This window comes from Streptomyces sp. NPDC058375, assembly GCF_042723425.1.
In the GTDB taxonomy this organism is placed as follows: domain Bacteria; phylum Actinomycetota; class Actinomycetes; order Streptomycetales; family Streptomycetaceae; genus Streptomyces; species Streptomyces durocortorensis.
Genome location: NZ_JBHXJG010000209.1, coordinates 1 through 13,003, shown reverse-complemented (window position 1 = coordinate 13,003; position 13,003 = coordinate 1). Strand labels below are relative to the sequence as shown.

General features: G+C 73.5%; 13 protein-coding genes and 1 pseudogene. 7 read left to right on the top strand and 7 right to left on the bottom strand.

All coding sequences use genetic code 11. The features are described from left to right. The coding region (locus tag ACFWM7_RS26845; protein ID WP_383265006.1) for a cytochrome P450 at positions 1–1,313 on the top strand (1,313 nt) is incomplete at its 5' end. On the opposite strand, the gene ACFWM7_RS26840 is transcribed toward ACFWM7_RS26845, so the two are convergent. Further along, the gene (locus ACFWM7_RS26840; protein WP_383265004.1) at positions 1,288–1,614 is read right to left on the bottom strand and encodes a DUF397 domain-containing protein; all 327 of its coding nucleotides are present in this window, start codon (positions 1,612–1,614) and stop codon (positions 1,288–1,290) included. The genes ACFWM7_RS26845 and ACFWM7_RS26840 overlap by 26 nt on opposite strands. Next, a complete protein-coding gene (locus ACFWM7_RS26835; RefSeq protein WP_383265002.1) occupies positions 1,611–2,432 on the bottom strand; it encodes a Scr1 family TA system antitoxin-like transcriptional regulator in 822 nt (273 codons plus the stop codon). Before ACFWM7_RS26835 ends, ACFWM7_RS26840 begins: the two co-directional genes overlap by 4 nt. Positions 2,433–2,510: 78 nt before the next feature. Here ACFWM7_RS26835 and ACFWM7_RS26830 point away from each other — a divergent pair, with 78 nt between their 5' ends. After that, complete coding sequence (locus ACFWM7_RS26830) at positions 2,511–2,936, top strand: hypothetical protein (protein WP_383265000.1); 426 nt, start codon at positions 2,511–2,513, stop codon at positions 2,934–2,936. A 1-nt stretch (position 2,937) separates the two neighbouring features. On the opposite strand, the gene ACFWM7_RS26825 is transcribed toward ACFWM7_RS26830, so the two are convergent. The 4 genes and pseudogenes from ACFWM7_RS26825 to ACFWM7_RS26810 all read right to left on the bottom strand — a co-directional run bounded on the left by ACFWM7_RS26825 (position 2,938) and on the right by ACFWM7_RS26810 (position 8,090). Next, positions 2,938–3,645 (bottom strand): hypothetical protein, encoded by a 708-nt coding sequence (locus ACFWM7_RS26825; RefSeq protein ID WP_383264997.1) that lies wholly within the window; start codon positions 3,643–3,645, stop codon positions 2,938–2,940. Next, positions 3,642–7,157, bottom strand: a complete 3,516-nt coding sequence (locus ACFWM7_RS26820) for a CHAT domain-containing protein (protein WP_383264995.1) — start codon at positions 7,155–7,157, stop codon at positions 3,642–3,644. Before ACFWM7_RS26820 ends, ACFWM7_RS26825 begins: the two co-directional genes overlap by 4 nt. 59 nt (positions 7,158–7,216) lie before the next feature. Continuing rightward, entirely contained in the window at positions 7,217–7,642 is a 426-nt protein-coding gene (locus ACFWM7_RS26815; protein WP_383264993.1) for a Zn-ribbon domain-containing OB-fold protein, read from the bottom strand. Next, a pseudogene (locus ACFWM7_RS26810) lies at positions 7,639–8,090 on the bottom strand (DoxX family protein). Before ACFWM7_RS26810 ends, ACFWM7_RS26815 begins: the two are co-directional and overlap by 4 nt. A gap of 389 nt (positions 8,091–8,479) precedes the next feature. Between ACFWM7_RS26810 and ACFWM7_RS26805 the strand changes: the two are divergent. Further along, a complete protein-coding gene (locus ACFWM7_RS26805) occupies positions 8,480–9,676 on the top strand; it encodes a flavin-containing monooxygenase (RefSeq protein WP_383264990.1) in 1,197 nt (398 codons plus the stop codon). 222 nt (positions 9,677–9,898) lie between these two features. Here ACFWM7_RS26805 and ACFWM7_RS26800 read toward each other — a convergent pair whose 3' ends face one another. Further along, positions 9,899–10,456 carry a TetR/AcrR family transcriptional regulator gene (locus ACFWM7_RS26800; RefSeq protein WP_383264987.1) on the bottom strand — a complete coding sequence of 186 codons (558 nt, stop codon included), beginning with the start codon at positions 10,454–10,456 and terminating at the stop codon, positions 9,899–9,901. Between the two features lie 83 nt (positions 10,457–10,539). Between ACFWM7_RS26800 and ACFWM7_RS26795 the strand changes: the two genes are divergently transcribed. The 4 genes from ACFWM7_RS26795 (at position 10,540) to ACFWM7_RS26780 (ending at position 12,948) form a co-directional block, all read left to right on the top strand. Next, on the top strand, positions 10,540–11,061 hold the full coding sequence (locus ACFWM7_RS26795) for a hypothetical protein (protein WP_383264984.1): 522 nt from the start codon (positions 10,540–10,542) through the stop codon (positions 11,059–11,061). A gap of 155 nt (positions 11,062–11,216) precedes the next feature. Beyond that, the gene (locus ACFWM7_RS26790) at positions 11,217–11,594 is read left to right on the top strand and encodes a hypothetical protein (protein ID WP_383264982.1); all 378 of its coding nucleotides are present in this window, start codon (positions 11,217–11,219) and stop codon (positions 11,592–11,594) included. Continuing rightward, positions 11,594–11,941 carry a VOC family protein gene (locus ACFWM7_RS26785; protein ID WP_205086404.1) on the top strand — a complete coding sequence of 116 codons (348 nt, stop codon included), beginning with the start codon at positions 11,594–11,596 and terminating at the stop codon, positions 11,939–11,941. The genes ACFWM7_RS26790 and ACFWM7_RS26785 overlap by 1 nt, the downstream gene beginning before the upstream one ends. Positions 11,942–11,988: 47 nt before the next feature. Continuing rightward, a complete protein-coding gene (locus ACFWM7_RS26780; RefSeq protein ID WP_383264979.1) occupies positions 11,989–12,948 on the top strand; it encodes an AraC family transcriptional regulator in 960 nt (319 codons plus the stop codon). The last annotated feature ends 55 nt before the right edge of the window (positions 12,949–13,003 follow it).

Sequence of the window (13,003 nt, the reverse complement as noted above, 5' to 3'; positions counted from 1 at the left end):
ACGGACGGCCCCGCCCCGCCTGGCGGCGCCGGGCCGTCCTCCGACCCAGGGGCGTCACGTTGACCGAACAGACCATGCCCCGGCCCCCGGTACGTACGGGCGTGACACAGGCCGGGCTGATGGAGCAGTACGAGAAGGACCGCCTCGGCCATCTCCTGGTCTCGGTCGAACGGCACGGCCCGGTGGTGGAGCTGACCAAGGGCACCGTCCTGGTGAACGACCCGGCCGCCGTCCACGACGTACTCCGCCGCACCAACACCGACTTCCTCGTCACCGGCAACATCCGGCGCGACGAGGTCAGCGGAGTGCGCGGCGACCCGGCCACCGAAGCGTGGATGCGGGGCCGGCGCGCCACCCAGAAGGGCATGTCGCCCCCGGCGCTGGAGGCCCACCGGGCCTGGCTGGCCGAGGAGACCGAGCGGCTGTGCGACCGGTGGCGGGCCCGTTCCTCCGTCACCGACCCCGTCGCCGAACTGGAACAGCTCTCCGCCCGCTCCTTCGCCCGCTTCTGCTTCGGCACCCGCGACGCCGGATCCGCCGCTCTGCGCACCGGCGACCTGCTGAACGCGCTGACCCCGTTGATCAGCAGCCCGTTCCACTTCCCGCCCGCCATACGCCGCTTCCTGCCCCGCTACCGCCGCTCGGTCAGCGCGCAGAAGAACCTGGAGGCGGAGCTGCGACGGGTATGTGACGGGCCGGGCGAGGGCGGGCTCGTCGACTCACTGGCCGCCGCCGGGCTGGACGCCGAGGCGACCGTACGCATGCTGGTCTCCAACGGCCTGGCCTCCTACCGAGTCCCGGCCGCCGCCGTCACCTGGGCCTTGGTGGCGCTGGCCCGCGAGCCGGATGTCGCCGAGGAGTGCGCCGCCGCCGTGGACCCGGGCAGCGGCGCCGCCACCCCGGACATCCTGCGCTGGACGATCGCCGAGTCGCTGCGCCTGTGGCCGCCCAACTGGCTGATCCTGCGCACGGCCAGCGGCGAGCAGAGCTGCGGCGGGTGGAGCGTACCGGCGGGTGCGGCGGTCATGATCTCGCCGTACGTCGTGCACCGCACCGCACCGGTGTTCACCGAGCCCATGGCGTTCCGCCCACACCGCTGGGCGTCGCTCCAGCCGGCTGCCGGGGAGTACCTCCCGTACGGCATCGGCAGCCGCTGGTGCGTCGGCAAGGCGCTGGCCGACCTGGAGCTGGCAACCGTCCTGGCGACCCTCGTGACCCGGCTCCGCTTCACCGTGGAGCACATGGACCCGCTGCCGGACGTACGGACGACACTGCTCCCGGCTCACCTCACCCTTGGGGTGCGGCCCCGCTGACGGTGGCGTGGTCCAGGAACGCGGTCCAGGCGGCCGGGGCGACGGCGAAGGTGGGGCCGTCGGTGACCTTGGAGTCGCGGACGTGGACGGTGTGGGGGCAGGTGGCGACCTCGACGCAGGCGTCCTGGAAGTCGCCGCTGTGGCTGGACTTGTGCCAGTTGTAGCCGACCTCGACGCAGGCAGCGCCCTCATTGCTGCTGTAGCTGGACTTGCGCCAGTCGTAGGCGACTTCGATGCAGGCTTCGCCCTCGTTGTTGCTGTAGCTGGACTTGAACCAGGTCAGTCCGGGTCCGTGGCTCACAGTTGTCCCACCTTCGTCTCGATGATCTCCGCCGACTTCCAGGGGTTGAGCGCCTGGGCCCGCAGGATGCCGAAGAGGTCGAGCTGGTCGCTCACCTGCTCCGGCTTCGAGATCAACCTACCGCCGCCCTGCGCCTCCGCGAACAGCAGATTGCGGCCTTCCGCCGTGGACATCAACTGCATGGGCCCGTTGAGCCCCGCGTGCGTGTGCTGGTTCGACGGCATCACCTGAACCGTCAGGTGGTTGAACCGCTCGATGCAGTCCAGCACGTGCAACAACTGCTCCTTGAGCACCTTCGGGCCGCCCAGCGTCCGGTCCAGGACCGACTCCTCGATGACGTACCCGATGCGCGGCGGTGACTTGCGCGTCAGCACCGCCTGCCGTTCCAGCCGTGCTTCGACGTGCCGGACGATCTCCGCCTCCGAGTACGCCGGTACACGCGACCGGTACAGCGCGGTCGCGTACGCCTCCGTCTGGAGCAGGCCCGGGACCAGCATCGTCTCGTACGCGCTGATGACCCGCGCGAGCCGTTCCAGCCGCGCCCAGTCCAGGAACTTGGGCGGGTACTTCTCCTCGTCCACCAGGTCGCAGCACGCCTCCAGCGCCCCGTCCGCCCCGAACGCCCGCTCGGCGTCCATCAGCAGGTCCCGCGAGGGGATGCGTTCCGCCCGTTCGACCGCTCCCATCAGGGATTCAGAGATCAGCAGCGCATCCGCCGCGGCTTTCTGCGTGTGCCCGGCCCGTACCCGGTGGATACGGATCAGCTCCCCCACGAGCCGCCGTCCGTGCGTCAGCTCACCACTCGTCCCCACAGCCATCACCACCCTCCCCACATCACCTCGATGTGGACCGTGTCCTGCTGGTCACGCTACGCAGTCGGCGGAATGCTCGTAGCCATGACGAGCAAGAAGCACCCCGAATGGGTACCCGCCGCCGGGCACCAACTCCATCTCACCGGGATCTACTTCGACGCCATCCGGCTCCGGGGCGTCCGGGGCGAGGCCGTGCTCCAGCATCTGGCGACCCTCACCGAGGGCGAGCCCGGCCCTGTCGTGCGGGAGATGGCGGGGGCACGGTGGACGTACTTCCTGATCCCGCCGGGGGCCAGCGAGGGGTACGACTGGCCGCCGGGCGCGAAGTGCTTCGGGCCGGCCACGCGTGACGAGTGGGTGGGCATCCCGGCCCCGGACGGCAACACCTACCCGCTGAGCTGGCGGTGCGGGGCGCCGGAGGAGGACGAGTTCGTGGATCCGGAGCTGCTGCACGGGCTGGTGATGGCCCAGTTGGCCCCGGCGGCCCCGGAGCCGTCGCAGGAGGGCTGAATCAGGCGTCGGCCTCCTGCGGGTTCAGCGTGATGCCATGGACCGTGGGCCCCAGGCGCGCCCGGTAGCGGCGGATGCCCCAGCTGCGGTGCTCCAGCTCGGCGGCGACCAGGACATCCGCCGCGTTCACCTGGCCGGGGACCAGTTCCACCAGCGCGGCCACCGGGTGGTCGCCCACCAGCGGCAGCCGGCGCAGGCCGCGGAACTCCCACTGCGGGTCCGGCTGGGACGCGCCGTGCCCCCGTACGATCCACTCCTCCCGGGCGGGGCCCGGCTCCGGCTGCTGCCGCTCCACGCCCAGGTCGACGACGCCGGTGCTGACGGTGAAGCTGAGTCCGGTGCCGGGGCCTGCCGCCGCCGGGCGGGTGCGCTCGCCGGGGTCGATGAGGCGGGCGACGGGCCGCAGGGCCGGGTCGGGTGTGGAGAGCGACAGGGCGAGGGAGGCGTGCCGGAACGTGCCCGGGGCCTGCGGGGTCTCCGGGCGGAACGAGCACACCAGCAACAGGTGGCGGTAGTCCCGCCCGGGCGTGGACCGGACGTGCTCGTGCCAGGCGGCGAGGGCGCTCCCGTGGTCGGCGGGCAGCAGGTCCCAGCCGAAGGTGAGCCGGCCGCGCAGCGGCTCCGGGGACCGCGTTCGCCCCGGGCCGGCCGGTGAGCCGAGGGTGCGTTCCGGTTCGAGGGTGACGTCGTGCAGCTGGACCTCGGTCATGCGGTGGCTCCCTTGCTCCGGCCTCGTAGAAAGGTGAAGGCTCCCCAGTCGCGGTACTGCGGGTACCGGGCCCGGGTGGCGGTCTGCGCCTCGTGGAACGCCCGCTCGGGGTCGTCGGCGAGGTCGGCCCGCTGGTGCAGGCTCTGGAAGAAGTACGCGGCCGGTTCGGGGCGTACGGCCCACAGGCAGCCGACGACGGCCTGCACACCGGCGGTGATCAGGGCGGCCGGGACGCCGCGCACGTTGTCCGCCCGGTCGAAGCGGCCCAGCGCCGATTCGCAGGCGGCGAGGGTGACCAGGCGGACGCCGCTCAGGTCGAGTTCGAGGAAGTCGTGGGCGAAGACCCGGCCGTCGTCGTCCTCGTCCGGGGTGAGGTAGAGGCAGTGCAGCCAGGGGGCGTCCTGGTCCATCGTGCCGTGGACGGCGAGGTGGACGACGTCGGCGGTGGCCAGTTCGGCGAGCAGCCCGGCCCGGGTGGCGGCCGGTCCGGTCACCGCCTCCGCGCCGACCGCCGCGGCGACGGCCCGGGCATGCTCGTCGAGGGCCGGTTCGGCGGGCAGACCGTAGGGGACGCCGCCGGTGGCCGAGGCGATGACGGCGGTACGGCGCGGGCGCGGGCGTACGGGGAGGTCGGCGGGGACGAGCGCTTCGAGGCCCGCGATGGTGGTGACGGACCAGTCGTCGGCGATCAGGCGGCCGTCGACGGAGCAGAGCGCGACCGGCAGGTAGTGGAGTGCGCCGTGCGGCCAGAGCAGCAGGCGGTCCTTGCCCTGGGCCCGCCAGGCGGCCCACCGGTCGCCCATCGCCAGCGGCAGCTCGTACCCCGTCAGCAGCCTGCGGCCCTCGGGCGTCACCTCACCGAAGAGCGGGTCGCGTTCGACCTCCGTGCGGACCGCCTCCACCAGGTCGGCGACGGGATGCCGGTCGGCGTACGCGACGGCGTTCTCGGGTCCGTCGTCGTCCGGATCACCCAACTGCACGGTGATCGCGCTGCCTTCACGAGTGACGGCGAGTAGGACGGCGGCACCGTTCACGGCGGTCGGCAGGAACCAGGTGAGCAGCACGCTGCGTTCGTCGAGCAGTTCACCGGTGCGCGCCCAGAGGTGCTGGTCGTCCACGAAGGCCGCTGACCGGGTGCGCAGTTCGTCGTCGATGAGGGACGAGATCCGGCGACGCAGGTTGCGTACGAACCGGTCGTGGTCATGCCCCTCCTCCCCCGTGTCCGCGTCCGTGTCGAGGACGTCCAGCAGGTTCGCCGTCGCGCCGCCGGCAGCGGTGGGGCTCTCCAAAGAGCGGAGCTTCGCCAGGTAGTTGGCGATGTGCGTGGGGCGGGTGACCGGGCCGTCGATCCTCCGCCATGCCCCGGCCTCCGGCCCCTTGCCCGCCTGGTGGAGGCCGAGCATCAGCGCCACCGGCAACGACTCGATCCCGAGGGTCACCTGCCAGACGGCCGCGTGGACGAGGTCGCGGAGAACCTCGCCGAGCGCGGGGGCGCCGCTGGTGTCGAAGTTCGGTACGTCGACGATGATCGCGTACACCGCGTTCTTGAGGGCGTCGCCGCTGAGGTTCGGCAGGTCCTGGAGGACGGACAGCAGGCACGCCTGGGCCAGGTCCTGCTGGTTCAGCGAGGCGTAGGAGAGCGCCGCGTAGGTGGAGTGGCCCCAAGGGAAGGGCACCCGGCCGGAGACCGGCTCGCCCCGCTCGACCGCCAGGCGGTACAGGTCCGCCGTCAGCAGTCTGACGACCGCGCTGTCCCCCGGTCCCGCCTGCCGCAGGAGGGCGGCGCCCAGCGCGGGCTGCCCCCGGTCGCGGGCGTGGGCGGCCGCGTGCAGGAGGGCGGCGGAGCGCTGGGCCGGGGTCCAGTCGGCCGGAAAGGCCTCCGGGAAGGGGCCGAGGGGGTCGGGACCGGAGCCAGGGCCGGGACAGTCGGTGGGGTCGTCGGGCAGCGCGTGCAACCGGGCCTCGACGTGCTGGCGGCGCTGCGCGGGGCTCTGGGTGAGGGGAGAGCGGTCGGCCCAGTCCAGTGCCGCGCGCAGGAGCGGCCGGTCAGCGCGTTCCCGGGCGAGACGGATGCCCTGGTCCACGGTCCGGGCGGCGACGACTCCGCCGTACGCGGCGAGGAAGGCGGGCACGTCCGAGCCGAACACGTTCTCCCGTACGGTGTCGACGTACGTCGCGGGCGCGTCGCCCATCGACCGGAGCAGGAAGAGCACCAGATCCGGCGGAGCGGCGGCGCGTACGGTGAACAGGGCGTCGAACCCGGCCCGCGCGGTCGCCCGGTCCACGCCGCCGCCGTCCTCGTCCCCCTCCTCCGCGACCACCTGGGCCAGCGCGGCCAGGATCGCCGGGCGCAGCGCACTGCCCGGACCGCTCGCGCGTTCGTCCGACTCGGCGGCCCGTACCAGCAGGTCCCGGGCCTCGCCCCGTAACCGCGCGTCGAACAACAACGGCCACGTTCCGCCGAACCACGGCCGGTACAGCGGCGATCGGTACAGGTCCGCGGCGTGCTGGGCGGCCCGCACGGTCCCTCCCTCCCCGGCGTACGCATCGCCGCCCACGTCCTCCGGGCCCCGGACCGCCAGCCGCAGCCGGGCGGCCGCCAGGAGCGCGGCCGCCAGGTCCGGAGAGCCGTCCGGGGGGCCCTCCAGCCGCTCGATCAGGCGGCCGGACAGCTCGTCGGCGTCCTCGAACACCGGGCGCTCGCACCGCTCCGCGAGCACCGGCGCCGCGCTCTCGACCGTACGCAGTGCCGCCTCCCGCCAGACCGCGTCCGCCCCGCACTCCTCGGCGACCTCGGTCACCAACCGCCAGTAGAGGTACAGAAGATCGGCCGCTCCACCCCGGCTCCGGACCGCATCGGCGACCAGCAGCTCCAGCAACGCCCCGGCGGACAGCCCGTGGGCCTCCCCCAGCCTCCGGCGCACCCGCTCCAGCTCACGCGCGCGCCGCTTGGCCACGTCGAGCGGCAGCACCTGGTCCCGTACGTGGAGCACGAGCTCCAGCAGGACGGAGACCGGGTCGAGGACGTAGGTGAGCGTGGGCGGCCCGGCGGCCTCGCGACCGGGCTCGCCGAACCGCACCCGGCCCGCACAGACCATCCCCTGCCGGGTCTCGTCGGTCAGCACGGCGACCATGTCGCCGGCCGCGGGCAGCACATGGGACACGACCAGGACGAGCGAGCCCGCCCCGGCCGCCGTCTCCAGCCAGCCGGCCGGCAGGTCCAGGCCGAGGTCGTAGGCCAACTCCAGCCCGCCGGGGCCGAGTACGGAAAAGTCGCCCTCCTCGCCCCGGTGGACGCACCACCGTGCGTCGACGGGTTCCGCGAACGGCAGCTCGTCCAGCGACGGGAGCGCCGCCAGCCCCCGCCCGTACGCCCGGGTGAACAGGCTCCCGCCCGGACCGGCGCCGGTGAACGGGCCGAGTCCCGCCTGCCCCACCGCCAGTCCGGCGTGCCGGACCCCGTCCACCTCCACCAGGAAGGCCCACCCCGTGACGTCCTCCGACAGTCGCACGCCGCCCCCTAGCGCCTCTGGATCGTGGCGGTGACCAGCCTTCCACAGAAGCGCGCCGCTCAGCCCCGGGGCCGGAACACCGGTACGGCCTCTTCCCCCGCCTCCCGGAACGTGACGGTCAGGCCCATCCCGACGCGCAGAGCCTCGTGCGCGCACTCCACGATCTCCGTCATCATCCGGGGCCCCTCGGCGAGGTCGACGACCGCCGCGACGTACGGAACGCGGGAGCCGAAGGGCGGCAGGTCGTTGCGGTGGACGACGGACCACGTGTAGAGGGTCGCGTCCCCGCTCGCGCGCTCCCAGCCCACGTCCTCGCTCCAGCAGGACGGGCAGAACTCGCGCGGGTAGTGGTGCGCCCGGCCGCATCCGGCGCAGCGGCGGATCAGCAGCCGCCCCTCCGCCGCCGCGTCCCAGTACGGGCGGGTGAAGGCGTCCGGCTCCGGGAGGTCGAAACGCGGTTCCGCAGAGGCGCGTTCGGCGCTCACAGGAACAGCCCGAACGCCGCGTCCAGCGACCAGGTCTGCCAGGCCATGGCGAACAGGGCCACCAGCGAGATCAGCGCCATCATCGCGTTCTGCCCCTGCTCGGCCCAGTCGTGGATCATCAGGACCAGGTAGAGGAGGTTGAGGAGCAGGCCCCCCACCAGGGCGACCGGGGTCAGGAATCCGGTCACCAGGCCGAGCCCGAGGGCCAGTTCGGCGTAGACGACGACGTACGCGATCAGCTTCGGGCGCGGCTCGACGACCCGGCGGAAGCCCGTGCGCACCACCCCCAGCGGTGCTTGCCCGCGACGTCCGCCGCCCAGGCGATCCCCGTCCCGCGCTCGAACCAGCCCTTCTTGTCCTTGTGCCGCCAGCTCTCCAGCCACCACAGGCCGAGGCCTATGCGCAGGACGGCCAGCCATTCCGCTCCGCCGAGCCAGATCGTCCGCATCGGGCCTCCGGTCGTTGGTGTCTGACGGTACGTCAGTTCACTGGACGGGGTGCCCGAACACAAGAGGTGCGCATCAACGGACCTTCACCCGGAAGCGGCACCCTCGACGCACCGCCACCAACGGAGGCGACGCGGTCCATCCAGCCTGCGACTCGACCTCCGCCGCCCGACCCCTCGCCGCCGCTGCCCGCGACCCTGCGCCCCTGCGCCCCTGCGCCCCTGCGCCCCGGGGGGTAGACCCCGCCCAGCCCACCGGTCACCACATCCACCGGCAGCGGTCCCGCCGCCGAGGGCGCCGATCGCCGCATCCCACCGCTCGTGATCAATTCGCAATCGATTTCCCTCTTGACCGAGACCCATCAACAGAGCGGGCGATTACGCTCCGAACCATGCCCAACAGCCCGTCCACCGTGGACAGTCACGCCGCCGTCGCCCTCACCGACCGTACGGACGACCGGCCCGTCTACGTCATCGGCGGCGGCCCCGGAGGCCTCGCCACCGCCGCCGCGCTGCGCGCCCGGGGCGTACGGACGGTGGTCCTGGAGAAGTCGGACCGGGTCGGCGCGTCCTGGCGCGGCCACTACGACCGGCTGCACCTGCACACCACCCGCCGCTGGTCGGCGCTGCCGGGGCTGAAGATGCCGCGGAAGTTCGGGCGTTGGGTGGGCCGGGACGATGTGGTGCGGTACCTGGAGAAGTACACCGAGCACCACGAGCTGGAGGTGGTGACGGGCGTCGAGGTGACCCGGGTCGACCCCGTCCCCGACGGCTCCGGCGACTGGCAGCTCACCGCGACCGGCGGGCGGGTCCTGCGGGGCCGCGCGGTCGTCGTCGCCACCGGCTTCAACCACACCCCGCGCATCCCGGACTGGCCGGGCCGCGACACGTTCACGGGCGAGCTGCTGCACGCGGCGGCGTACCGGAACCCGGCCCCGTACGCGGAGAAGGACGTCCTGGTCGTCGGCATCGGCAACACGGGCGCGGAGATCGCGGCGGACCTGGCGGAGGGCGGGGCATCCTCCGTGCGCATCGCGGTCCGGACGGCCCCGCACATCGTCCGCCGCTCCACCGCCGGCTGGCCGGCCCAGGCCACCGGCATCCTGGTCCGCCGGCTGCCGGTACGGCTCGTCGACCGCGCGGGGGCCGTGATGTCCCGGATCGCCGTGCCCGACCTGGCCGCCCAGGGGCTGCCGCGCCCCGCCACCGGGCTCTACTCCCGGGTCCGCGAGGGCGCGATCCCGGTCCAGGACGTCGGCCTGATCGACGCGGTGAAGAGCGGCCGGGTGACCCCGGTGGCGACGGTCGCCTCCTTCGACAAGGACACGGTGGTCCTGGCCGACGGCACCCGCCTCACCCCGGACGCCGTCATCGCGGCCACCGGCTACGACCGCGCCCTGGAGCCGCTGCTCGGCCACCTGGACGTCCTGGACGGGCGGGGCCGCCCGGTCACCCGCGGCGGCCGGTCCCCAAAGGGAGCCCCCGGGCTCCACTTCACCGGGTTCACCAACCCGATCAGCGGGATGCTCCGCGAGATGGCCCTGGACGCCGAGAAGATCGCCAAGAGGGTGGCGCGGGCGTCGCGTTGAGGCCGGGGGGACGGGCCCCTCGTGCCCGGGGGGCGGGCCCCTCGCGTCCGGGCGGGGCGGGCGGGCCGGACGGAGGGGCCGGGGCGCACGGGCCCTCGTGGTCCGGCCGGGGCGGACAAACCTTCCTCGTGCGCCGGGGTCGCGGGCTCCGGAGCCCGGGGTGCCGCAGCCGCAGCCGGATCCGGATCCGCCCTCGGTCAGCACACCTAGCCGAGCACGCGTCTATTCGAGGACGCGTCGCAGCACCATGCTCTCGACCTCGTCGTGCGACCGCCCCCCGTGGTCGAAAGCGATGAAGTGGGCCGCCATCCATACCGACGTCACGATGGTGCAGCGGACCTCCACCTCGTCCTCGTCCGGGCAGAACTCCCGGAACAGCTCCCGCAGATAGTCCATCCTCCGGCGGTCGACGCGCCACAGCCGGTGGGCGACGGCGGGATCGCGCCGCGACCACTCCCGGATCGCCAGCTCCGTGCTCATGGCGGTGGTCACGCCTGCCTGGCTCCCCGCGATGCGGAACAGGTTGCGCAGGCGATCGCGCCCGTCGCCGCCCTCGGCACGGACGCTCTCGATGATGGCGTCGGTGACATCGCGCTCCCACGCGTCGAGCATCTCTTCCAGCAGCGCGTAACGGTCGGCGAAGAACCCGTAGAACCCGCCCTTGGTCACACCGAGCGACCTGGCGAGCACCTCGATCCGCACGGCGTCCGGCCCTCCGGCCGCGAGCGCGTGCAGTCCGGCCTCGATCCACGCCGTGCGGGGCGTCCTGGCACGTGCCACCGCGGCCTCCCATCTTCTGTACGGCACCGTACAAAGCAGCTATCCTACTTCTATACGGTGCCGTACAGAAGGTGGTGTGCCCGATGACCGGACTGTCCGACCGACCCCACGCCGAACGCGAGCCGCGCAGCGCCGCCGTCGAGCGCGCCGTGGGGGTCCACGCCATTCCCGCGGCCACCCGCGCTCTCAGCTCGCTGTCCCGCATCGACTACGCCGACGTGTTCACCCTCTCCGGGGACGTCGGCACGAACGCGACGGCGGAGCAGTGGGCGCGTGCCATGTTCGGCGACGTCCCCAGCCCCACGGAGCGGCTGATCTGGCGGGGACTTCTCGGCCTCCGGCTCAGCCGGGGGCGGTCGCCCGAGACCGTGGCCGGGTGGCGGATCACCGGACGCGGCGAGGACTGGATCCGGCTCGAAGCCGCCTCCTGGTTCCTGACCAACAACCTCGTGGTCCAGGCGGCCGACGGGCGGGTGTCGCTGGGGACGTTCCTGCGCTACGACCGCCCGCCGGCCCGAGCCGTGTGGTCACCGTTGTCCGCCGTCCACCGGCTCCTGGCCCCCGGGTTGCTCCGCGACGCGGCGGCCGCTGTACGGGCGGCCTGACGAGGGCTGTCGGTGCCCCCGCACAAGGTGCGCCCCATGAGCGATGTCCACGAACTGACCGTGAGGCCGACCTGCGCGACGGGCTGTCGGACCAGCAACTGGCCGAGCTGCGCCGGCATCTGGGCCTCGGCCCGCAGCCCGCGCGCCTCACCGTCGTGACCGACTTCCCGTGCGTGGTGGTCGACGACGACGGAGTGCCGCAGGTCGAGAACGACCCCCGTCCGCTGCTCGCCGGCAGCGGACCGGCGCGGCGGACGGCGGGCGCGCTCTGCTCGGCGCTGGTCGCCCGGGACGGTCTCCCCGGCGGAGGCTGGGCGCTGACCTCCCGGACCGATCTCCACCCGGACGAGGCGGAGGAGGTCGCCGCCCTGTTCCGCCGACTCGTCGAGCACGTCCACGACACCCACCGGCGGGACGACGGCACGGTCCGGATCGGGTACTACCGTGCCCATGAGGACCTGACGCCGACCCCCCTCGAAGTCGCCGACGGCCAGGTCGACTTCGTGCACGCCCTTCTCCCCGGGAGCCGATGATGACCGTTCGCCGCGTCGTGCCCAACCTCCGGACGGAGGCGGTCGGGGAGAACCGGGACTTCTACGGCCTGCTCGGCTTCGAGGAGGTCATGAACCTCGGCTGGATCACCACCGTCGCCTCGCCGTCCGGCCCGCAGGAGCAGGTCAGCTTCATGACCCACGACCTGACCGGCCCGGTCGTCCCCGACCTGAGCGTCGAGGTGGACGACGTGGACGCGGTCTACGCCGCCGTACGGGAGAGCGGCGCGGAGATCGTCCACCCGCTCCAGGACGAGGAGTGGGGCGTACGGAGGTTCTTCGTGCGGGATCCGGACGGCCGGGTGGTCAACGTACTGAGCCACCGCTGACGCAGACCCCGGGCCCCGCGGCCGCGACTCTGCCTAGGCTGGGCGTCATGGATGTGTTCGACGAGCTGTTGCGGGGCGTGCGGGGCCGGGGCGCGGTGTTCGGGCGTTCGGTGCTGTGCGCACCCTGGTCACTGCGGTTCACGGACGGGGCGTATCTGACCCTGTGCCTGCCGTTGCGGGGTGCGGGGTGGATCGTGCCCGAGGGCGGCGAGCCGCTGCGGGTGGAGGTCGGCGAGGGCGCGATCGTGCGGGGCCCGGCCCCGTTCGTCTTCACCGACGACCCGGCGGACGGTACGAGGGCGGGGCGGGCCGGCGGCGAACGGGAGGTGCGCTGGGGCCAGGTCCGGGACACCGGCACCCCGCTGGAGGGCGGTCCCGAATTCGACTGCGCCACCGTGCTGTTGGCCGCCACCTATGACGTACAGGCGCAGGTTCCCCAGCGGCTCCTGCGGGCACTTCCGCCGGCTCTCGTGGTGCCCGACGAGGAGGACTGCGCGCCGATGCGCGACTACCTGGAGGCGCAGATCAGCCGCGGGCGGCCGGGCGACCAGATCGTGCTCGACCGGCTGCTCGACTGGATGCTGGTGTGCACGCTGCGGGACTGGTTCGACCGGCCGGAGGCGGATCCGCCGGGGTGGTACGGGGCGCTCGGCGACGAGGTGGCGGGGCCGGCGCTGCGGGCGATGCACGAGGATCCGGCGCACCCCTGGACGACGGCGGAGCTGGCGGTCCGGGCGGGGGTGTCCCGGACGACGTTGGCGAAGCGGTTCACCGAGCTCGTCGGGGAGGGGCCGGTGGCCTACCTCACCGAGTGGCGGATGACGCTCGCGGCCGACCTGCTGACCCGCCCGGAGCTGACCGTGGCGGCCGTGGCCCGGCGGGTCGGCTACGCGGACGCGTTCGGCTTCAGCGCGGCGTTCAAGCGGCTGCGCGGCGAGAGCCCGAGCGCGTTCCGGCGGGAGGCGGCGGCCGTCGACGCGGTGGAGGCGGCCGCCCCGGCGGGGTGAGCCGCCCCGCCGGGGTGAGCCGCCCTCCGCCCCGGCGGGGTGAGCTGCCCCGCCG